Source organism: Caballeronia sp. 11_S32, assembly GCF_056930355.1.
This window is the reverse complement of the sequence record NZ_JBXOWH010000004.1, coordinates 686,944-707,194: the sequence shown is the minus strand read 5'-3', so window position 1 is coordinate 707,194 and position 20,251 is coordinate 686,944. Positions and strand designations below refer to the sequence as shown.

18 protein-coding genes are annotated in these 20,251 nt (G+C 64.6%); 3 read left to right on the top strand and 15 right to left on the bottom strand.

The window, feature by feature from the left end; all coding sequences use genetic code 11:
• The first annotated feature begins 117 nt into the window (after positions 1-117).
• Together AC1Z32_RS29320 and AC1Z32_RS29315 are read left to right on the top strand one after the other, a co-directional pair.
• The gene (locus AC1Z32_RS29320; RefSeq protein WP_483482332.1) at positions 118-1,416 is read left to right on the top strand and encodes a hypothetical protein; all 1,299 of its coding nucleotides are present in this window, start codon (positions 118-120) and stop codon (positions 1,414-1,416) included.
• A 209-nt stretch (positions 1,417-1,625) separates the two neighbouring features.
• Positions 1,626-4,004 (top strand): phosphoketolase family protein, encoded by a 2,379-nt coding sequence (locus tag AC1Z32_RS29315; protein WP_483483342.1) that lies wholly within the window; start codon positions 1,626-1,628, stop codon positions 4,002-4,004.
• A gap of 136 nt (positions 4,005-4,140) precedes the next feature.
• On the opposite strand, the gene AC1Z32_RS29310 is transcribed toward AC1Z32_RS29315, so the two are convergent.
• The 8 genes from AC1Z32_RS29310 to amaB form a co-directional block, all read right to left on the bottom strand.
• Positions 4,141-5,478 carry an MFS transporter gene (locus tag AC1Z32_RS29310; RefSeq protein ID WP_483482331.1) on the bottom strand — a complete coding sequence of 446 codons (1,338 nt, stop codon included), beginning with the start codon at positions 5,476-5,478 and terminating at the stop codon, positions 4,141-4,143.
• A gap of 32 nt (positions 5,479-5,510) precedes the next feature.
• Positions 5,511-6,458 carry a hydroxymethylglutaryl-CoA lyase gene (locus tag AC1Z32_RS29305; protein WP_483482330.1) on the bottom strand — a complete coding sequence of 316 codons (948 nt, stop codon included), beginning with the start codon at positions 6,456-6,458 and terminating at the stop codon, positions 5,511-5,513.
• Positions 6,455-7,648, bottom strand: a complete 1,194-nt coding sequence (locus tag AC1Z32_RS29300) for a CaiB/BaiF CoA transferase family protein (protein ID WP_483482329.1) — start codon at positions 7,646-7,648, stop codon at positions 6,455-6,457. The genes AC1Z32_RS29305 and AC1Z32_RS29300 overlap by 4 nt, the downstream gene beginning before the upstream one ends.
• 122 nt (positions 7,649-7,770) lie before the next feature.
• On the bottom strand, positions 7,771-8,688 hold the full coding sequence (locus tag AC1Z32_RS29295) for a LysR family transcriptional regulator (protein ID WP_483482328.1): 918 nt from the start codon (positions 8,686-8,688) through the stop codon (positions 7,771-7,773).
• 17 nt (positions 8,689-8,705) lie between these two features.
• Positions 8,706-9,092 carry a PaaI family thioesterase gene (locus AC1Z32_RS29290; protein WP_483482327.1) on the bottom strand — a complete coding sequence of 129 codons (387 nt, stop codon included), beginning with the start codon at positions 9,090-9,092 and terminating at the stop codon, positions 8,706-8,708.
• A gap of 322 nt (positions 9,093-9,414) precedes the next feature.
• On the bottom strand, positions 9,415-9,606 hold the full coding sequence (locus AC1Z32_RS29285) for a hypothetical protein (RefSeq protein ID WP_483482326.1): 192 nt from the start codon (positions 9,604-9,606) through the stop codon (positions 9,415-9,417).
• A 262-nt stretch (positions 9,607-9,868) separates the two neighbouring features.
• Positions 9,869-11,041: an NAD(P)/FAD-dependent oxidoreductase gene (locus tag AC1Z32_RS29280; protein WP_483482325.1), complete on the bottom strand. Its 1,173-nt coding sequence runs from the start codon at positions 11,039-11,041 to the stop codon at positions 9,869-9,871.
• A gap of 22 nt (positions 11,042-11,063) precedes the next feature.
• Complete coding sequence (gene amaB, locus AC1Z32_RS29275; protein ID WP_483482324.1) at positions 11,064-12,563, bottom strand: L-piperidine-6-carboxylate dehydrogenase; 1,500 nt, start codon at positions 12,561-12,563, stop codon at positions 11,064-11,066.
• A gap of 237 nt (positions 12,564-12,800) precedes the next feature.
• Here amaB and AC1Z32_RS29270 point away from each other — a divergent pair, with 237 nt between their 5' ends.
• A complete protein-coding gene (locus tag AC1Z32_RS29270; RefSeq protein ID WP_483482323.1) occupies positions 12,801-13,436 on the top strand; it encodes a helix-turn-helix domain-containing protein in 636 nt (211 codons plus the stop codon).
• Positions 13,437-13,631: 195 nt separating this feature from the next.
• Here AC1Z32_RS29270 and AC1Z32_RS29265 read toward each other — a convergent pair whose 3' ends face one another.
• The 7 genes from AC1Z32_RS29265 to AC1Z32_RS29235 form a co-directional block, all read right to left on the bottom strand.
• The gene (locus AC1Z32_RS29265) at positions 13,632-13,913 is read right to left on the bottom strand and encodes a type II toxin-antitoxin system RelE/ParE family toxin (RefSeq protein WP_483482322.1); all 282 of its coding nucleotides are present in this window, start codon (positions 13,911-13,913) and stop codon (positions 13,632-13,634) included.
• Positions 13,913-14,128 (bottom strand): type II toxin-antitoxin system RelB family antitoxin, encoded by a 216-nt coding sequence (relB, locus tag AC1Z32_RS29260; RefSeq protein WP_483482321.1) that lies wholly within the window; start codon positions 14,126-14,128, stop codon positions 13,913-13,915. The genes AC1Z32_RS29265 and relB overlap by 1 nt, the downstream gene beginning before the upstream one ends.
• Positions 14,129-14,209: 81 nt before the next feature.
• Positions 14,210-15,082 carry an IclR family transcriptional regulator gene (locus tag AC1Z32_RS29255; RefSeq protein ID WP_483482320.1) on the bottom strand — a complete coding sequence of 291 codons (873 nt, stop codon included), beginning with the start codon at positions 15,080-15,082 and terminating at the stop codon, positions 14,210-14,212.
• Positions 15,083-15,153: 71 nt separating this feature from the next.
• A complete protein-coding gene (locus AC1Z32_RS29250; RefSeq protein WP_483482319.1) occupies positions 15,154-15,978 on the bottom strand; it encodes a sugar phosphate isomerase/epimerase family protein in 825 nt (274 codons plus the stop codon).
• Positions 15,979-15,992: 14 nt separating this feature from the next.
• The gene (locus AC1Z32_RS29245; protein ID WP_483482318.1) at positions 15,993-16,604 is read right to left on the bottom strand and encodes an NIPSNAP family protein; all 612 of its coding nucleotides are present in this window, start codon (positions 16,602-16,604) and stop codon (positions 15,993-15,995) included.
• Complete coding sequence (locus tag AC1Z32_RS29240; RefSeq protein ID WP_483482317.1) at positions 16,601-18,358, bottom strand: FAD-dependent oxidoreductase; 1,758 nt, start codon at positions 18,356-18,358, stop codon at positions 16,601-16,603. Before AC1Z32_RS29240 ends, AC1Z32_RS29245 begins: the two co-directional genes overlap by 4 nt.
• A complete protein-coding gene (locus tag AC1Z32_RS29235) occupies positions 18,355-20,154 on the bottom strand; it encodes an FAD-dependent oxidoreductase (protein WP_483482316.1) in 1,800 nt (599 codons plus the stop codon). Before AC1Z32_RS29235 ends, AC1Z32_RS29240 begins: the two co-directional genes overlap by 4 nt.
• Between the last annotated feature and the right edge of the window lie 97 nt (positions 20,155-20,251).

Genomic DNA, 20,251 nt, shown 5'->3' with positions numbered 1-20,251 from the left:
TTCTATGAGCGCTTCGGAATCGGCGTGTTCCACGCAAGTTTCGGACAGTTCCCATCCGAACGAATCCTGGTTCCGGCGATGCTAGCCGGTTCGCTCCATTGTCCGTTCGCCGCTTTCATGATCGTCATCAGTCTCCTGTTCGACCACGCGCCCGCCGCGCTCGCCAACCATCGCCACTATGCACGCGAGCACGGCTACCGGCATGTCGAGCTCGACTTCGCCGACCTGTCCGGCAGCGCCAGCGCTACTCGCTGGCTCTATAAATACGAAACGCTCCTGCGCCATCTCCGTCAGGCCGAACACAACGAAATCGTGCTCCTGTTGAGCGAGAACGCCGCGATCCTGCGCCCGGTGCCCCTGCCGGAACTGATGGCGGGCCGGGACTGGCTCATCGCCTGCACCGAATCCGAACTGCCGCAGACGGACGTGCTCCTGTTCCGCAATACGCAGGCGGTCCGCGAGAAAATCGCCGATCTCGTCAGCCGATGCCGCTTCGGCGTGGTGCTCCCGCAAGAGGAAGCCGAGGTGCTGCACGCGTTCAGTGCATGCCCGCCTCAATTCCGCATCGGCGACGTCTGCGTCGTTGTTCCGGCTGCGGTCTCGCTGGAAAGCGTCTGGGCGACCTGGAAGGCGTTCTCGGTCAGCATTCGCGACGAAATGCAGCATCGGCGATTTCGCGCGGCGCTCATCGAGCATGTCAATGAATGTGGTTCGCTCGGCTTGCCTTATCTGACGCTCACGGATTCCGGCGAGCGCGATACGTCCGCGCACAGCGTCTTTCAGCCGAACCGGCCGATTGCGATCGTCATGCTTTATACGCCGAACGTCGCGCGCTACGGGCGCATCGCGGAGGCCAATTTCAGGCGCTATTGCGAGCGACAGGGTTACACGCTCTACGTCCATCGCGATATTCCCGCCCATCTGAACGACGGCAAGAGCGCGGGGAACTGGTACAAGGCCGCGCTGTTGCGCGAGTACCTGCCGAATCATCAATGGGTGTTCTGGCTCGACGCCGACGTGCTCGTCAATGACATGAACCGGCGGCTCGAACCCTTCACGCTCGGACGCGAGACCGTGCTCGCGCGCGACGTGGGAACGTGGACCTTCAACTCCGGCATCATGGGCTTTCAGCGCAACCAGCGGAACCATGACGCGTTCTCGCGCATCATGGAGGCTTGCGCGAGCCTCGAAGACAAGTCGCACGTGTATGCCAGCCGGGGCGATCAGCATTACTTCATCCGCGTCTTCGAGGCGCTGCCCGAGTTCGACGCCACGCAGATCCACGATTTCATCGACATCAACACGCCGTGGATCTACCGGCGCGCGGACAGCTTCATGGTCCACTATTTCGGCATGTGGGAAGACAACCGCGCGCTCCTGATGCATTACGACCTGAAACACGCCGCGATGGAATGACGCGCCCCCGTACCGCGTCTGCCGAACCCCTTTATGATGTTTCACGGCGCTCGTCGGGCGCCGTTTTCCTCCTGCCAACACAACGCCACAAACCCGCCGGATCATGGACGGAACGCGTGAGACCCGATCTCGCGCGAAGCCGTGCGCACGACGCTCGACCAATCACCTCACCTGCCAAGGAGAAGCAATTGAACGACGACGTCACTGGCATGACCGCGACCGAGACGCCCCTCGACGCCGACCTCCTCGCGAAAATCGACGCGTACTGGCGCGCCTGCAACTATCTCTCGGCCGGCATGATCTACCTTCGCGCGAATCCGCTGCTGCGCGAGCCGCTCAAGGCCGAGCACATCAAGCGGCGGCTGCTCGGCCACTGGGGCTCGGACCCCGGGCAGTCATTCGTGTGGGTTCACCTGAACCGCCTGATCGCGCGCGACGACCTGAACGTGCTGTTCGTGTCGGGCCCCGGTCACGGCGCACCCGCGACGCTCGCCAATTCCTGGCTCGAAGGGCACTATTCGGAAATCTATCCCGACCGCAGCGCGGACGAACGCGGCATGCTCAAGCTCTTTCGCGCGTTTTCGTCGCCGGGCGGCATCGGCTCGCATTGCACGCCGGAGACGCCCGGCTCCATCCACGAAGGCGGCGAGCTCGGCTACAGCCTGTCGCATGCGTTCGGCGCGGCGTTCGACAATCCGGATCTGATCGTCGCGGCGGTCGTCGGCGACGGCGAAGCGGAAACCGGGCCGCTCGCCACGTCGTGGCATTCGAACAAGTTCCTCAATCCGGCGACGGATGGCGCCGTGCTGCCGATTCTTCATCTGAACGGCTACAAGATCGCCAACCCGACGATCCTCGCGCGCATTCCGCACGACGAGCTCGAAGATCTTTTCAAGGGTTATGGCTACGCGCCGCATTTCGTCGAAGGCGACGAACCCGAAGCCATGCATCAGCGCATGGCGGCGACGCTGGAGCGCTGCATCGCCGATATCCGCTCGATCCAGACGAACGCGCGCGCGAACCCTGAGAACGCGACGCGCCCGCGCTGGCCGATGATCGTGTTGCGCACGCCCAAAGGCTGGACCGGCCCGAAGGAGCTCGACGGCCACAAGGTCGAGAATTTCTGGCGCTCGCATCAGGTGCCGATCGCCGATCCGGCGGGCAACCATCGCCATCTGGCCGCGCTGGACGCGTGGCTGCGCAGCTACCGGCCCGAAGCGCTGTTCGATGAAGACGGGTGCCTGATCGAATCCCTGCGCGCGCTCGCGCCGAAAGGCACGCGGCGCATCAGCGCGAATCCGCATGCGAACGGGGGCGTACTGCGGCAATCGCTCGATCTGCCCGATATCCGCGACTACGCGTTCGAATTCAAGCGCGCGGCGAGCGTCTATCAGTCGCCGACGGCCGTGCTCGCCACCTTCCTGCGCGACGTGATCCGCCGCAACATGACGAGCTTCCGTCTTTTCGGCCCCGACGAAACCGCGAGCAACAAGCTCGACGGCGTGTACGAAGCGTCGGGCAAGCGCTGGCTCGCAGAGACGCTTCCCGAAGACGCCGACGGCGGCGCGCTCTCCATCGATGGCCGCGTGATGGAGATGCTGTCCGAGCACACGCTCGAAGGCTGGTTCGAAGGCTACGTGCTCACGGGCCGCCACGGTCTCTTCGCCACCTACGAAGCCTTCGTGCACGTGATCGACTCGATGTTCAACCAGCACGCGAAGTGGCTCGAAAAGGCAAAGAACGAGCTCGACTGGCGCAGGCCGGTGCCGTCCATCAATCTTCTCATCACGTCGCTCGTGTGGCGGCAGGATCACAACGGCTTCACGCATCAGGACCCGGGCTTTCTCGATGTCGTCACCAACAAGAGCCCGGGCGTCGTGCGCATCTATCTGCCGCCCGATGCGAACTGCCTGTTGAGCGTCGCGGATCACTGTCTGCGCTCGCACGATTACGTGAACGTGATCGTCGCGGACAAGCAGCCGCATCTGCAATATCTGAGCATGCGGGACGCCATCGTGCATTGCGCGAAAGGCATCGGCATCTGGGATTGGGCGTCGACGGATCAGGGCGCGGAGCCGGATGTCGTGATCGCCTGCGCGGGCGATATCGCGACCATGGAAGCGCTCGCCGCCGTCGAGATCCTGAAGGCGAATTGCGCCGGTCTGAAGATCCGCTTCGTCAACGTCGTCGATCTGTTCAGGCTCATGCCGGACACGGAGCATCCGCACGGGCTGTCGCATCGCGATTTCGACTCGATCTTCACGCGCGACAAGCCCGTCATCTTCAATTTCCATTCGTATGCGTCGCTCGTGCACAAGCTCACTTACAACCGCACGAATCACGCGAACATGCACGTGCATGGATACCGCGAGCGCGGCAACATCAACACGCCGTTCGAGCTCGCGATCATCAACGGCGTGGATCGCTACACGCTCGCGATCGACGTGATCGACCGCGTGCAGCGCATCGCGGGCAGCAGCGCGCACACGAAGGAATGGCTCAAGAATCAGATCATCGAGAGCGTGCGGTATGCGCACGAGGAAGGCATCGACCGCGATGAGATTCGCGAGTGGACGTGGAAGGGCTGACGCCCGACTGCATGCGGCATGCAATATCCCATCTGGTCGAATGAATGCAAAACGCCAGATGCAAAACGCAAAAAGCAAAAAGCGCCCGGGGACATGCAGTCCGCCGGGCGCTCTCGCATTCGGAACCGCGGGACGCTCAGCCCTGGTGCTCCGCATGATCCCGCTGCTTGAGCGATTGCGGCAAGCCGAACAGCAGCAGCAGCGCGCACAACACGCTCATCGCGCCGATCGCGTACAGCGCGGGCGTCGTGCTGCCCATCGTGTCGCGGATGCGGCCCACCATCACCGGGCTCACGATGCCGCCCAGTTGCCCCAGCGTGTTGATCAGCGCGATGCCGCCCGCCGCGCCCGCACCGGTCAGCAGCTTCGGCGGCAGCGCCCAGAACGCCGGAATCGATGCGATCACGCCCGCGCCCATCACGCCGAGCGCGGCGATGAGAAGCGTCGTCTGCTTATCGAAGATGCCCGCCGCGAAGAAGCCTGCCGCCGCCATCACGAGCAGGGCCGCGACGAATTTGCGGCGCTCGCCCGAACGGTCCGACATGCGGCCGACCACGACCATGCAGATCGCGCCGCAGATGTACGGCACCGCCGTCAACAGACCGATGATCGTCGGATTCTGCGTGCCCGCCGCGCGGATCAGGTGCGGCGCCCAGAAGTTGAGGCCGTACGATGCGATCTGGATCAGGAAGTAAATCAGGCCGAGCATCAGGAAGCCGGGCGTCTTGATCGCGCCGAAGAGCGAATGGCCGGTGTCTGTGTGCTGGCTTTGCGTCGAAATCTGGCTCTTGAGACAGGTCTTTTCGGCGTCGGTGAGCCACGCGGCGTCATCGACGCGATCCTTGAGCACGTTAAGCACGAGAATGCCGAGCAGCACGCACGGAAGACCGCCGAGCAGGAACAACCAGTGCCATCCCGCGATGCCCGCCACGCCGTTCAGATGCCCGAGCACGAGACCCGACAGCGGCGCGCCGAAGAGGCCCGAGAACGCCGACGCGAGAAACAGCATCGACGTGATGCGGCCGCGATAGCTCGCCGGAAACCACAGCGTGAGGTAATAGAGCACGCCCGGCGCGAAGCCCGCTTCCATCGCGCCGATGATGAAGCGCAGCCCATAGAACTGCCACTCCGTTTGCACGAAGACCATCAGCGCGGTCGCGATGCCCCATGAAATCATGATGCGCGCGATCCAGCGCCGCGCGCCGACCTTGTAGAGCAGCATGTTGCTCGGCACTTCGAAGAGCACATAGCCGATCACGAAGAGACTCGCGCCGAGACCGTAGGCGGTGTCGGACAGACCGAGCGAGCTCTGCATCTGAAACTTCGCGAAGCTGATGTTGATGCGGTCGAAGAACGCGAAGAAGTAGCACAGCATGATGAGCGGCATGAGCCGCAGCGCCACCTTTCGGATGATGTCCGAGGTGTTCCCGACGATTTGCGGCTCATCGGCCGCGTTCACACTTAGATCGCTCATGTTTGTCTCCAATATAGTTTTGGTGTTTTGACTCAGATGGTTTTCACGTAATCGGGCGCCGCATGCAGATCGCAATTGCGTCCCGCCTTCGCGACTTGTCCCGACACCTCATGTCCGACGAGCGCGGGCAGCGTGCGCGACAGCGCGATCAGCTTCTGCAGATCGACGCCCGTCGGAATGCCCATCTCGTCGCACATGTTCACGAGGTCTTCGGTGCAGATGTTTCCTGATGCGCCCGGCGCGAACGGGCAGCCGCCGAGCCCGCCCAACGCAGCATCGAAGCGGCGCGCGCCTGCGCCGTAGGCGGCGAGGACATTGGCCAGCCCGAGGCCGCGCGTGTTGTGAAAATGCAGCGTGAGATCGGCGGCAGGCACGTGTTCGAGCACGCGAGCGACGAGCCGCGCGACCTGACGCGGATTCGCCATGCCGGTCGTATCGGCGAGCGTGACGCCGGCGATGCCCATCTCGCGATACGTCCGAGCGATCGACACGACACGCTCTTCATCGATGTGCCCTTCGAACGGACAGCCGAACGCGGTCGCGACCGTGGCGTTCAGCGTCGTCGCCTGCGATGCGCCACGAACGAGCCGCACGACATCGCCGAAACCCACCAGCGACGACTCGCAGCTCATGCGCATGTTCGCGCGGTTGTGCGTCTGGCTCGCGGACATCACGAGGTTCAACTCGTCGGCGCCGGCGGCGAGCGCGCGTTCCGCGCCCTTCACGTTGGGCACGAGCGCGACGAAGATCACGCCGTTGCCGCGCCGGATGCCGTTGAATACCGCCTCGCCGTCGCGCAACGCGGGAATCGCTTTCGGCGACACGAACGAGCCCGCCTCGATGCGCGTGAAGCCGCATGCAGAAAGGCCATCGATCAGCGCGATCTTGTCTTCGGTCGCGACCCACTGCTTCTCGATCTGCAAGCCGTCGCGGGGCGCGACTTCCTGGACGATCAGCGGTTCTTTGTATTCATCATTCATTGCACCGCTCCTTCGGCGCGCAGCCGCTGCACTTCGTCGGCTGCGAAGCCGAGCGATTCCAGCACCGCTTGCGTGTGCTCGCCGAGCGCCGGACCTTGCCAGCGCACTTCGCCCGGTGTGTCGGAGAGTTTCGGCACGATGCCCGGCATCTTCACCGAGGCGCCGCCCGGCAGATCCGCCTGCAGCAGCATGTCGCGCGCTTGGTAGTGCGCGTCGTCGACGATGTCCGCGACCGAATAAATGCGGCCCGCGGGCACTTCCTCGCGCTCGAGCGTCGCGAGCACGTCGTCCATCGAATGATGCGAGGTCCATGCGGTGATCGCTTCATCGAGCATCGCGCTCTGCTTCACGCGGCCGTCGTTGTGGGCGAGCGCGGGATCGTCCGCGAGATCGGCGCGGCCGATCACGGTCATCAGGCGCCGGTAGATCGGGTCGCTATTGCCCGCGATCACCACGAAGCCGCCATCCTCCGTGCGATACGTATTCGAAGGCGCGATGCCCGGCAGCGCCCCGCCGCTGCGCTCGCGCACATGGCCCAGCAGGTCGTATTCGGGAACGAGGCTTTCCATCAGATTGAAGACGCTTTCGACGAGCGACACGTCGACCACCTGGCCATCGCCCTGACCGGTCTTCACGCGCAGCACCGACATCAGCGCGCCGATCACGCCATGCAGCGACGCCAGCGAATCGCCGAGACTCACGCCGACGCGCGCGGGCAGACCTTCGGCGTCGCCGGTCGTGTAGCGGATGCCGCCCATTGCCTCGCCGATCGCGCCGAAGCCCGGCCGGTCGCGATACGGGCCGGTCTGGCCGTAGCCGGAGATACGGACCATCGTGAGCTTCGGGTTGATCGCGTGCAGCACGTCCCAGCCGAGACCGAGCTTTTCGAGTGCGCCGGGACGCATGTTTTCGATGACGATGTCGGCATCGGCGGCGAGCCGCTTGATGACGTCCGCGCCTTCCGCCGACTTGAGATTCACGCACACCGACTTCTTGTTGCGCGATTGCAGATACCACCAGAGCGAGGTGCCCTCGTGCAGTTTGCGCCATTTGCGCAGCGGGTCGCCGCCGTTGGGCGTCTCGATCTTGATGACTTCCGCGCCGAACTCGGCCAACATGCGCGCGGCAAAAGGCGCGGCGATGAGGGTGCCGATCTCGATGACCCGGATGCCTTGAAGGGGTCCGCTCATGCTGCTCGTCTCCTGAAATTTGTACTGTGGAGACAAGCTTATTGGCGAACGCTCGGGTGCGTCCAACCGCATTTCGGCAAGCATCGTTCGCCAAACGCGAACGCTCACCGGGTTTTCGAAAGCTAGCCGCGCGCTTCGACGGTCCGCAGATGATCGAACAGCAGGCGGCTCACGGGCGAAAGCGCCTCCGAATCGCGCACGACGATCACGAGGCTGCGCGCGGCCCATTCCTCGTCGAGCGGCACGGCGGCGAGCCCGAGCTGACGGCCCATCGCCTCGAAAACCTGCTGCGGCAGCACGCCGACGCCCATGCCCGCCTGCACCATGCGGCACACGGCATCGAAGCCGGGCACGTGAATGCGCAGCCGCAGCGCGCGGCCCGCCTGACGCGCGGCGAGATGCGTGCGCATGTTGATCGAGCTCGCCGAATGCAGGCCGATGTGATCGAAGTCGAGCGTGTCCGCGAACGCGACGCTCTCCCGGTGCGCGAGCGGATGATCGCCCGGCGCCACGAGGCAAAGCCGGTCGTGCCGGTAGTGCACGGATTCGAGGCCGCGCGTGTCGGCGTCGCCGGAACAGATGCCCAGATCGACGAGACTGTCCGCCACGCCATCGACGATGCCGCCGCTCGGCCGCTCTTCGAGATCGATCTTGATCTGTTCGTGCACGGAGATGAACGCGCGCAAGTCCTCCGGCAGGAATTCGACGATCGCGGAGAGGTTCGCCATCATCCGCACGTAGCCGCGCACGCCGCTCGCGTGTTCCGCCAGCTCGATGCCGATGTTCTCGACATCGCGCAACACGCGCCGCGCGTGATGCAGCAGCGTTTCGCCCGCCGGCGTGAGGTCCATGCCGCGCGCCTTGCGCTCGAAAAGCACGGCGCCCACGGCCTGTTCCAGTTCGAGCAGCCGCTTGCTCGCCGCGGAGACCGCGATCGCCTCGCGCTCCGCCGCGCGCGTGAGCGTGCCTTCCTCGAACACGGCGAGAAAGAGTTGCAGCGTCGTGAGATCGAGACGTCTGAGTAGATTTCTTGTGGCCATCGTCGGACTTGGCGCGTTCAGCGCGCGTACTTGAACGTGCCTTGCGCGCTCGCGATCATCACGCGGTCGTCGACCCATGCCTCGCCGCGCGCGAAGTAGACGGAGCGCCCCTGCCGTTCGAGAAAGCCCTTCGCGACGACCTTGTCGCCGATGCCGCGATCGAGATAGTTCACGGTGAGCGAAAGCGTGAAGCCGTGCACGGGCGCCGCGCCCGTCGTGAACAGGCCCGCGTAGCCGCAGGCCGCGTCGAGCAGCGTGGCGATCGCGCCGCCCTGCAGGATGCGCTGCCGGTTCAGATGCCCCGCGTGTATCGGCATCGCGAACTCGGCGTAGCCCGCGCGCCATTCCGTGAACACCGCGCCGAGCGCCTCGAGAAACGGATTGTCCAGATCCAGATTCGCCACCTTTGCTCCTGATAAGCCTGCATTGCGAGCGATTGTGCCATCGCCGGCCGCGGGCTGCCGGGCGGATCGGGAATGCGCGAAAATGCACGGCGCATGAAAAAACCCGCACACGGCGGGTTCATTTGCGTCAAGGCCGTCCACGAGATAGCCGAGCCGTTTTCTGTTTGACAGCGCACACAAGTCTCGCAATACCGGCCGAATTTCACCGGCATGACGCGTTTCATGAAGTGCGGTCATGAATCGCGCGATACGCGTCTTTATGTGCGCGTTTAGCGCAACGTGACAGACCGTGTCACGCGCGCAACACACTGCATTACGACAATCAGTTATATCCGCGAATCACGCAGGAGTTTTTTTCCTCCTCGGTTTTTCCGAAACGCCCGCAAATCTCGGCGACATATTCGGGTGCCGCGGACGGCTGGCTGGAACGGTGCGACACGGGCACGCTCGTGTCGTGAGGCATTTCGCCGTCGTCGATCCAGGCATAGAAATGTGCGCTCGTATTGGCTTCCATGTTTTGTCTCCTTTAGGTTGAAGCGCGAAAAGCGTCTGATGGTTCCAGCTTGCGCTTATCGAAAGCCGCTGGCCCTAGTGGATTTCATTAATGGACGCAGCGCGAACGCATGGCGATGATGATAAGAATGCCCGTTCGAAACGCAAACCGGACCGGTGTCAATCCGCTTATCTCTGTTCTCAGCGAAAAAAATGCCCGGTCTGCGGCCGGGCTGACTTAAATCATCGATTAGGGAAAGCGGTATTCGTAAGTCTTCTAACAGTTATACGACATTCTTTTCCACGATCGGCCTGCCTTCCAATACGCGCGTCCAGTCGAGCGGCGATAAATCGAGCGTTTCGTAACCTCCGCGCAGAATCAGTTCGCTTACGCCGCGCCCCGTCGCCGGGCCTTGCTGCAGGCCGTGTCCGCTGAATCCATTCGCAAAGATGCAGTTATCGCTGTCCGGGTGATAGCCGATGATCGCGTTCTGGTCGAGCACGTTGTACTCGTAATAGCCGGACCAGCAGCGCTCCACGCGCAGCGCCTCGAATGCCGGCACGCGATGCGCGAGCGTCGGCCAGATCACGTCGTCGAAGAGCGCGTGGTCGACTTCGTCGAGCGGCAGGTCGTCGGGATCGTTGTCCGCCGCGGGCGACGTGCCGCAAATATACGTGCGCCCTTCGGGGCGGAAGTAAACGCCGCTCGGATCGATCAGCAAAGGGCAGCGTTCGAGCTTCGCCGGCGACGACACGTTGAAGATGCTGCGGCGGCGCGCGTACACGGGAATGTCGATGCCGAGCATCGCCGCGACCGACCGCGACCACGCGCCCGCCGCGTTCACGATGACATCGCACGCATAGGTCTCGCCGTTGGCCGCGCGCACGGCCGTTGCGCGACGCCCTTCGCGCTCGATGCCGACCACTTCCGTCGCCACATAACGCGCGCCGAGCGATTGCGCCTTGCGACGCAAAGCCTGCACGAGCCCGTAGCCGTCGAACCAGCCTTCGCCGCTTTCGCCGAACGTGCCCGCCGCCAGATCTTCCGTGTTGAGCCACGGGAAGCGCGCCTGCAACTGCGCGCGATCGAGCAGGCTGATATCCGCGCCGAGCTCGCGTTGCAGCGCGTGATTCTCGCGCAGCGTCGCGGCGCCGGGTGCGGTCGCGAGGAAGAGATAGCCGCCTTCATGCAGATCGATCGACGGGCGTTCGCCGTTCACTTCGAGCCGCTCGCCGATCGAGCGCAGGAACTCGATGCCGAAGAGCGACATGCGCACCGAAAGCGGCGTCGAGAACTGCTGCCGGATCGACGCGGCCGACAGCGCCGACGACGAACGCGCGTAAGTCGGATCGCGCTCGATCACGGTCACCTGCACTGTCGGGTCCGACAGACGCAGAAAATACGCGACCGAGCTGCCGATCACACCGCCACCCACGATCACCACTTGAGAAGCCACGCCGCCTCCGGACTGTTGTGCTTCAGCCGAGATTGAAGTCGATGCCCTGCGCGAGCGGCAATTCCGACGAGTAGTTGATCGTGTTGGTCGCGCGGCGCATATAGGCCTTCCACGCATCCGAACCCGATTCGCGTCCGCCGCCGGTTTCCTTTTCGCCGCCGAACGCACCGCCGATTTCCGCGCCGCTCGGCCCGATGTTCACGTTCGCGATGCCGCAATCGCTGCCCGACGCCGACAGGAAGCGCTCCGCTTCACGCAGATCGGTCGTGAACGCGCACGACGACAAGCCATGCGCGGCGGCGTTGTTCGCGGCGATGGCTTCGTCGAAATCGGAATAGCGCATCACGTAGAGAATCGGCGCGAAGGTTTCCTTCAGCACGACATCCGTTTGCGACGGCATTTCGACGAGCGCCGGGCGCACGTAGTAGCCGTTTTCGCTGCCCTTCACGCTGACGCGCTCGCCGCCGAACACCTTGCCGCCCTCGCCCTTCGCCTGCTCGAGCGCGTCCTGCATGCGCGCGAATGCCTGCGCATCGATGAGCGGGCCCATCAGCACGCCTTGCTCGAGCGGATTGCCGACGGGCACTTTCGCGTAGAGATCCTTCAAGCGCGCGACGGTTTCGTCGTAGATGCTTTCATGCACGAAAAGACGCCGCAGCGACGTGCAGCGCTGCCCCGCCGTGCCGACCGCCGAGAACAGGATGCCGCGCAGCGCGAGATCGCGATTGGCCGTCTGCGACACGATGCCCGCGTTGTTGCCGCCCAGCTCCAGAATCGAGCGGCCGAAGCGCTCTGCCACCGCGACGCCGACCTTGCGGCCCATTTCCGTGCTCCCCGTCGCGCTGACGATGTCCGAGCGCTTGTCCGCGACGAGCGCCGCGCCGACATCGCGCCCGCCGATGATCACCGAGGCGAGGCCCGCCGGCGCGGAGCCGAATTCGTCGATGGCATCGCGCAGAATGCGGTCGACCGCGAGCGCGGTGAGCGGCGTCTTTTCGGACGGCTTCCACACCACGGCGTTGCCGCACACGAGCGCGAGCGCCGCGTTCCACGACCACACCGCGACCGGGAAGTTGAACGCCGAGATGATCGTGCACACGCCGAACGGATGCCACGTCTCCGCCATGCGGTGCCCGGGGCGCTCGGAGGCGATCGTCAGGCCGTACAGCTGGCGCGAAAGACCGACGGCGAAATCGCAGATGTCGATCATTTCCTGCACTTCGCCCAGGCCTTCCTGAAGAATCTTGCCCGCTTCGAGCGACACGAGGCGGCCGAGCGCCTCTTTCTTCTCGCGCAGCCGGTTGCCGAGCAGGCGGACGAGCTCGCCGCGGCGCGGCGCGGGCACGTTGCGCCACGCGGTGAAGGCGCTCTGCGCGGCGCCGAGGGCGGCGTCGACATCGGCGGTGGTGTTCTGCTTCACCCGGCCGATGACTTCGCCCGTGACCGGCGAAGTGGCGACCATGTCGCCGTCGGTGACGAGGCTCGCGATGCCGAGGTCGGAAAGAATCGATTGTGCGTTCACGATGAAGTCCTTTCGATGCAGGTTCGTTCGTCTGAGCGAAAGTTTCTGATAAGAAACTTTCGTGAGTCAGGCAACTATACGCGCTGCCGTCGCCGCTCACAACAGCGGACAATATTGGGGTTGTCACTAATGCGCGCGGCCTTTTGCGGCGGTAGATTCGGCTTGTTTCGAAACTTTGCGCCGATGCTTTCGCCCGATTCGCGCGATGTTATTATCGGAAACAAAAACGCTCACCCTATGCCCAGCCTCAGCACCAAAAGCTCGCCCGAACAATCGGCGGCCGATCTCGGACGCCGGGTGAAACGCGCGCGGCTCGCGCACGACCTGACGCTCGAAACGGCGAGCCGGATGTGCGGCGTGTCGCGCTCGGCGCTGTCGAAGATCGAGAACGGCTTGATGTCGCCGACTTTCGACGTGCTGCAGAAAATCGTGCGCGGCCTGCAGATCGATCTCGCCGAGCTGTTCGGCACGGCGCCCGCGCCGAGCGCGAGCGGGCGGCGCGCCCTTACGCGCAAGGACGAAGGCCAGCGCCACGCGTATCGCGGCTATCAGATGGAACTGCTCGCCACCGAGCTCGCGCACAAGGCGATGCTGCCGTTTCGCATCCGCATCTCGGCGCATACGCTCGACGCTTTCGACGATTGGGGCCGCCACGAAGGCGAGGAGTTTCTCTACGTGATCAGCGGGAGCGTGTGTCTCTATTCCGAACTCTACGCGCCGACGCATCTGAACGCCGGCGACAGCATCTACTTCGACAGCCGCACCGGCCACGCCGCCATTTCGACGAGCGACGAAGACGCCGAAGTGCTGTGGATGGCGACGGGCGGCGTGCCGGCGCCCGCGTCCGCGCCCGACGCGGTGGACGCGCAGTGAGGGGTTCTATCGCGGGAGGAGCGAATTCGATCCGTGCAGAATGGTGCGGAAGCGGGATTGAGGGTACAAAGCGCGAAGCGCCGCATGGCGCGGCGCTTCGGATTCGGCGGATCGCGCGGTCCTTTCACGCGAAATGCGGGTTTTCGGTGTTTCAGATCGATCTTTAAGTGCGTCCCGACGAAATCACGGGATACGTTAATGCACCGGATAGCGTTGTCGCGCGTGGATCACATTGATTACTTCAATCCAGCCATCCATGACGCGATAGACCACGAGGTAATTCGGATGCGCAACGACTTCGCGTGTGCCGGGTTCACGACCGGAGCGAAACATAAAGGGAGTAAGCGAAGCAGGAATCACCGATTTCTCGATGATCTCAAACATCGTCATGGCTGCCGAGGGACTATGTTCGGCTATGTAGTCAGTGAGTTGGTCGAGATCATCGAGTGCTTCAACGGTCCAACGTATTGGCAGCATCAGGATCCTGTTCGTTCCTTCTCTTTGATCTTCGCTTCAAGCTTCGTGCGAATGCGTGCCATTGCTTCGTCGTGCGGAATCCGTGGCCGTGTATCGGCCATCGAACGCCGTACTTTCTCCCGAAACCACTGGTCATAAGCTTCCGCTTCTTCGACAGTGGCGAATTCGGACACGATGGGATCGAGCGGGGTGGGCATGTCGAGTTCTCGTTTCATGATGAAAACCATGATAACGCAGCTATTTCCGCTGCGTCACCTCGGCCATTCGGCCAATCCGCGCCGGCTGTCGGCCCGCCATCAGACCGTGTTCACGCTCTTCGCTTTCGCCTTCCTCACGGCCTTTTCGGCAGGCGCCGAAGCCGCCGCGCCGTCGTCGGGCTTCACCATCGTTCGCTTGAAATAGGGCGAACTCAACGTGGCCGCGCCCATGTCCGACGCCGCTTCGAGCAGCGCCGGCGCGAGCCCCTTCAGCCGCGCCTCGGGCAAGCGGCTCGTCGGCCCGGCGAGACTCACCACGCCGACGACCACATCCGTCACCGGGTGATGAATCGGCGCGGCCATCGATGTCATGCCGGCCTCGTAGGTCTCGCTCGCGATGCCATAGCCGCGCTTACGGGCGGCGTGAAGATCCGCGAGAAACTGCTGAATGGTTTTCGGCGCCTTCGGCCCGCCCTGGCCCGGCTTGCCGAGCCCGCCCTGCTTCGACACGAGCGCGAGCGCTTCTTCATCCGTCAGCGAGGACAGCCATGCCTGCCCGCTCGCCGTGCAATGCAAGGGCGGCTGGCTGCCCATGTCGGGGTCGTAGCGCAAGCCCGACTTCGCACCCTGCGCCTTGCCGACGAACGTGATGTGATCGTCCTCGACGACGCCCAGACGCGCCAGTTCGCCCGACTGCGCCGCGAGCCGGTCGAGCACCGGCTGCGACACGTCGAGCACGCCGCCCGTCGACAGATAGATGAGCGCGAGCGATACGAGCTTCAGCGCGAGCATGTACTCGCCGTGATCCTCGTCCTGCCGGACATAGCCTTCGTCGATCAGCATCGCGAGCAGGCGGTGCGTGCCGCTGCGCGGAATGTTGAGCGTATCGGCGATAGCGGCGAGCTGCATGCGCCCGCCGTTTTTCGCCAGCAGCTCGATGATCGACAACGCCCGCTCCAGATTTCCCGCCATCTTTCAGTCTCTCGAAGTTCCGATTCCGAAATGAGAACACGATTCCAGCCCGGAATTCAACTGCCTTCGGCTCAATGCTGCGCGTACGCCTCCTCCAGCACCGCGAGCGTGGCGTCGCGCAAGCGCTTCGCGCGCGTGAGCGCATCGGCGGTTTTTGCCCACGCATTCATCGGCACTTCGATCGAGAGCGGCAAGCCGTCCGGCAGCGCGTGCAGGATACCCGCGAGATCCAGCCCGCCCTCGCCCGGAATCATGCGCTCGGCGCGCGCCTGATAGAGCAGCGTGTCCAGATCGGCCGGGCGCTCGGCGGGCGCGTCGCAGAACTGCACGTAGCCGAACCATTCGCGCGGTAGCTCGCGCAGCGTGTCCGTCGACGAACCGGCGCGGTCGAAATGAATCGGATCGATGATGAGCCCCGTGTTCGCGCGCCCCGCCGCCCTCACGATGCGCGCGCCCTGCACGATGTCCTTCGCATCGGTCCAGGGCATCGGTTCGAGCGACGGCGACAATCCGTACGGCTTCGCCAGATCGCAGAGCGCCGCGAGCCGTTCCGCCGTGCGCGCCTCGTCGGGATCGTTGCCCGCGACGAGCACATAACGCGCGCCTAGCTCAGCGGCGGTTGCGAGCATCGGTTCGTAATCGGCGACGTTCGTATCGGGCTTGAGGCGCAGGATTTCCGCATCGAGCACGCCGATGCCGGTGTCTTTCAGCGCCGCGAGCGTTTCACGCTTCAACACCGTCGCGCCGATGATCTCATGGCGCACTTCCGTGTCGGTCGCGGGCAGAAGCCGCAGGCCGACGAAATCGTAGCCCGCCTGCGCCGCGCACTCGACCATCTGCGGCGGCGTCAGTTCGAGCACCGTCAGCGCGGATAAAGACAGCTTGCGTTGTGACATCGCTGGGTCTCCGGTTAGCGCAGCGGCGAGAAAGGCGCGGGCACGTAGATGGTCGATTCCATCGTCGTCAGATGGGCGGGACCGCCCTTCGGCGGCCAGATGCCGTCCTTCACCGCTTCGGCGCGAATGCGCGAACGCTCGTCGACGCTCTTGTACGGCCAGATGTTCAGAAAGCGCGGCACGGTGCCGTCGAGCGCGTACATCGCGCCGATGAGCGGCGAGCGCTTCGTGCGCTCCGGCACGGCGTTTTTCCACGCGTCGATCGTGTGTTGCAGGCTCGCGAGCTTCGTGCCGTAGACGCGCATCTCGTAGATGCCGCCGTGCTGCGCCGGTTCGATCGGCGGCAGGAACGGGAAGAGCGCGTAGCTGTTCACTTCGACATCGGTGATGAGTTCGCCGCAGCCGAACGGATTGCCTTCGAGCAGCAGGCGCTGGCGCTCTTTTATCAGCGCCGCTTCCGATTCGAAGCCACGCAGCACCATTACTTTGCCCAACGCGCCGATATCCGAATACCAGCAGCCGAGGAGCTTCGAGCCGGGCGCGTCGCCGCTCGCCTTGATGTTCTCGAAGACCTGCGCGTTCGCGCCGATCTTCACCGTCAATGTGACTGTGTCGTACAGAGTCATAGCAGTGTCCTTGCCTGTTTGATGTCCGAGAGGTGTGTGATGTTTTCTTCGCGCGCCGATTGCGCGGACTGGGCCGCTTGAGCCAGTTCGAGGCCCGTGAGATAGCCGAAGGTCATCGCGGGTCCGAGCGTGATGCCGCCAGCGGGGTAATGCCCGCCCATCATGCTCGCGGCGTCGTTGCCGACCGCGTAGAGGCCGGGAATCGGCGCGTGCGATTCGTCGAGCACGCGCGAGCGCGCATCCGTCGAAAGACCGGCGAAGGTGCCGAGGCTGCCCGGCAGGATCTTCACCGCATGGAACGGGCCTTCGACGATCGGCGCGAGACACGGATTCGGCCCGTGCGATGCATCGCCCTGCACGCGGTTATAGGGCGTCGAACCTTTGTGGAATTGCGGATCGAAGCCGTCTTTGGCATGCGCGTTGTAGGTGGCGACGGTATCGGCGAGCCCGCGCGCGTCGATGCCGCATTGTTGCGCCAGTGCGTCGAGCGTCGGCGCGGATTTCAGATAGCCCGAGCGTTCATATGGCCCGAGCGGAAACGGAAACGGCTTCGCGAAACCGAGCCCATAACGCCGCTGAAACCGGTGATCGCAGACGAGCCACGCGCACACTTCCTCGCCCGGCCGCGTCGTGCCGATGAGCGCGGAGATGAAGTCGTAATACGACGACGCCTCGTTCGTGAAGCGCCTGCCCGCGCGCGTCACGGCGATGACACCGGGCTTCGCGCGCTCGATGAGATGCGGAAACGCGACCGCTTCGCCGCGGCGCTTCGGCACCAGCGACACCGGTGCCCACGCGGCGGGCGCTTCGAGCGACGCATCGAAATGCGCGCCCGCCGCCTCGCCCAGGCGAATGCCGTCGCCGGTATTGCTTTTCGGCGCGGCGGACCAGTGCGGCGCGTAGGGAAAGGTCGCGGCCTGACGCTGCGCGTCGTGCGGATAACCGCCGCACGCAAGCACGACGCCGCGTCGCGCGCGCACTTCATGCATCACGCCTTCGATCTCGACGCGCGCGCCCGTCACGCGATGCGCCTCGCGCGTGAGCGACACGGCCTTCGCCCGCGTGCGCAGATCGACGCCACGATCCGCCGCCGACTTCAGCAGCCGCGCGACGAGCGCGTTGCCGTTCACGAGATGCATCGAGCGCCGATAACGCAGCGTGTGCCACGCGAACGCGGCGAAGCGCTTCGTCACATGCCATGCGGACTTCGCGTTGCGCGTCGCGTTCAAAAAATGCGCGAGGTCCTGTCCGGACGCGATCGCCATGCCCTTGATCGTCACTTCCTTCAGCGGCGGACGCAGTTTGCCGATGAGCGGACCGAGCTCGCGTCCATCGAATGGCATCGCGCAGACGGAGCGGCCGCCGGTGGCCGCGCCTTGCGTCGTGTGGAAATCGGGAATGCGATTGCCGTCGATGAAGCGCATCGACGTATTGCGCTCGAAGAATTCGACCATGCGCGGGCCGTGCTCGATGAGTGCATCGGCTTTGGCGCCGTCGAAGTGCCCGCCGAGTTCGCTCTTCAGATAAGTACGCGGCGCGCCGTCATCCTCGACGATGCCCGCGCGCGTCGCGAGTGGATTGCGCGGAATCCACATCCAGCCGCCCGACCACGCGGTCGTGCCGCCGAACACGTCCTCCTTCTCGCAGACGAGCACGGACAAGCCTTGTGTCGCCGCCGTGACGGCCGTCGACAAACCACCCGCGCCGGAGCCCAGCACGAGGACGTCGCATTCGAGAATCGGTTCGTGCTTCATTTGACGTGCGCGTGGGATGGAAGGTCGATCGGCAAGGTGAGCGCTTCGTCGCGCGCGTCGATGAGCGCCGCGCCCGACGGCTGTCTTGCGCGCGCCGACGCATGCCGCGCCGCCAGATAGCCGAACGCGAGACCGGGCCCGAGCGTGATGCCGGGGCCGGGATAGACACCGCCCATCACCGATTGCATGTCGTTTCCGCAAGCGTAGAGGCCGCCGATCGGCTTATCGTCGCGATTCAGCACGCGGGCGTCGGTATCCGTGACGAGGCCGGTCGCCGCGCCGATATCGCCCGGATACAGCCGTACCGCATAGAACGGCGCCTGGCCGATCGGGCCGAGACACTTGTTCGGGCCGGTCCAGTTGGCGTCGCCGTTGGCGTTCTGATAGTCCGTCGTGCCGCGCTGAAAATCCGCGTCGACGCCCGTCTGCGCATAGCGATTGTTGCGCGCGACGCTGTCGGCGAGCCCGGAGCCGTCGATGCCGAGTTTGCCCGCGAGCTCATCGAGCGTCCTGCCTTCGACGAGATAGCCATCGGCAAGAAACGGCGCGAGGCCCTTGCCGCCCGGGCGCACCATGCCAAGCCCGTATTTGCGCAATCCTTCGGAGTCCGTGACGAGGTACGCGGGCACGGAGCGTGTCGACTTGTTCGCTCGCTGCATCGCGATGCCGAACAGGTGATACGACGTGTTCTCGTTCAGGAAGCGCCTGCCTGATTTGTCGACGGTGATCATGCCCGGCTTGCCGCGATCCATGATGAAGTGCGGAAACACGGCGGTCGTGCCGTCGGCGCGCTTGCGCACGGAGACCGGCGCCCAGAACGCGTTCGACAGCGCGCCTTCGCCGAAGCGCGCGCCCGCCGCGAGCGCGAGATCCTGCGCGCTTCCCGCGTGGCCGGGCGCGCCGGGGCACCACGCGGGGGCGGCGCCCGGCAGCATCTCGCCGCGACGCGTCGGATGACGGTTGAATCCGCCGCTCGAGAGAATCACGCCGCCCTTCACACCGACGCGCCGCCGCTCGTTGACACCGCTCAGCGTCACGGCTTCGATGCCGTTCGCGCCCGTGTGCAAGGCTTCGGCCTTCGTGCCCGTCAGCACCGTGACGCCGCGCTGCAGCAGCGAATACAGCAGGCGTCCGATCAGTGCATTGCCCATCACGAGCCGCGTGCCTCGCGGCCAACTCATGCGGTCGCGCGCATGGCGCGCGAGCAGCTTCGCCGCGTGTCCGAACGATGCGAGCGACTTCGTCATGTTGAGCAGATGGCCGACGTCGTCGCGGTCCACCATCATGCCGCCGAGCACGGTGAATTCGGGAATCGGCGGACGAATCAGCGAAAACGCGCGGCCGAGCTTGCGGCCGTCGAAGGGCAGCGGCTCCAGCGCGCGGCCGCGCAGCGTCGAGCCTTCGAGTTCCGACAGATAGTCCGGATGAAACGGGCGCGCGCGATATTTCACCTCGGAATTCGCTTCGATATGCGCGACCGCCTTCGGCCCCGCTTCCAGAAACGCTTTTCGCATCGCCGCGCTGCTGTGAGCGCCCACCGCGCGGTTCAGAAAGCCTTCGGCGTTCGCGGAAGTATCGTCGCGATTGACGCTCGCCGCGTGCATCGACCCCGGAATCCACGTCGTGCCGGCCGAGAAGGCCGTCGTGCCGCCCACGTATTCCGTGCTTTCGACGAGCAGCACGCGCGCGCCTTCTATCGCCGCGACGAGCGCCGCCGACATGCCCGCGCCGCCCGCGCCGATCACCACCACATCGAATGTTTCGTTCTGCCCCAGTTTGTCCAGTGTCTCCGCCATCCGTCCGCTCCGTCTCGTTCGCACCGCCGTTTCTCTGACGATTCGAATCCGTGTTTCCTGTAGAACTCGCTTTGATATTGGAATCCTATTCCAAAAC

What these genes read in the sequence shown, in the direction of transcription:
- AC1Z32_RS29320 (WP_483482332.1), top strand. Translation starts at nt 118, where the DNA reads ATGATCGTCATCAGTCTCCTGTTCGACCACGCGCCCGCCGCGCTCGCC.
- AC1Z32_RS29315 (WP_483483342.1), top strand. Translation starts at nt 1,626, where the DNA reads ATGACCGCGACCGAGACGCCCCTCGACGCCGACCTCCTCGCGAAAATC.
- AC1Z32_RS29310 (WP_483482331.1), bottom strand. Translation starts at nt 5,478, where the DNA reads ATGAGCGATCTAAGTGTGAACGCGGCCGATGAGCCGCAAATCGTCGGG.
- AC1Z32_RS29305 (WP_483482330.1), bottom strand. Translation starts at nt 6,458, where the DNA reads ATGAATGATGAATACAAAGAACCGCTGATCGTCCAGGAAGTCGCGCCC.
- AC1Z32_RS29300 (WP_483482329.1), bottom strand. Translation starts at nt 7,648, where the DNA reads ATGAGCGGACCCCTTCAAGGCATCCGGGTCATCGAGATCGGCACCCTC.
- AC1Z32_RS29295 (WP_483482328.1), bottom strand. Translation starts at nt 8,688, where the DNA reads ATGGCCACAAGAAATCTACTCAGACGTCTCGATCTCACGACGCTGCAA.
- AC1Z32_RS29285 (WP_483482326.1), bottom strand. Translation starts at nt 9,606, where the DNA reads ATGGAAGCCAATACGAGCGCACATTTCTATGCCTGGATCGACGACGGC.
- AC1Z32_RS29270 (WP_483482323.1), top strand. Translation starts at nt 12,801, where the DNA reads ATGCCCAGCCTCAGCACCAAAAGCTCGCCCGAACAATCGGCGGCCGAT.
- AC1Z32_RS29265 (WP_483482322.1), bottom strand. Translation starts at nt 13,913, where the DNA reads ATGCTGCCAATACGTTGGACCGTTGAAGCACTCGATGATCTCGACCAA.
- relB (WP_483482321.1), bottom strand. Translation starts at nt 14,128, where the DNA reads ATGAAACGAGAACTCGACATGCCCACCCCGCTCGATCCCATCGTGTCC.
- AC1Z32_RS29255 (WP_483482320.1), bottom strand. Translation starts at nt 15,082, where the DNA reads ATGGCGGGAAATCTGGAGCGGGCGTTGTCGATCATCGAGCTGCTGGCG.
- AC1Z32_RS29250 (WP_483482319.1), bottom strand. Translation starts at nt 15,978, where the DNA reads ATGTCACAACGCAAGCTGTCTTTATCCGCGCTGACGGTGCTCGAACTG.
- AC1Z32_RS29245 (WP_483482318.1), bottom strand. Translation starts at nt 16,604, where the DNA reads ATGACTCTGTACGACACAGTCACATTGACGGTGAAGATCGGCGCGAAC.
- AC1Z32_RS29240 (WP_483482317.1), bottom strand. Translation starts at nt 18,358, where the DNA reads ATGAAGCACGAACCGATTCTCGAATGCGACGTCCTCGTGCTGGGCTCC.
- AC1Z32_RS29235 (WP_483482316.1), bottom strand. Translation starts at nt 20,154, where the DNA reads ATGGCGGAGACACTGGACAAACTGGGGCAGAACGAAACATTCGATGTG.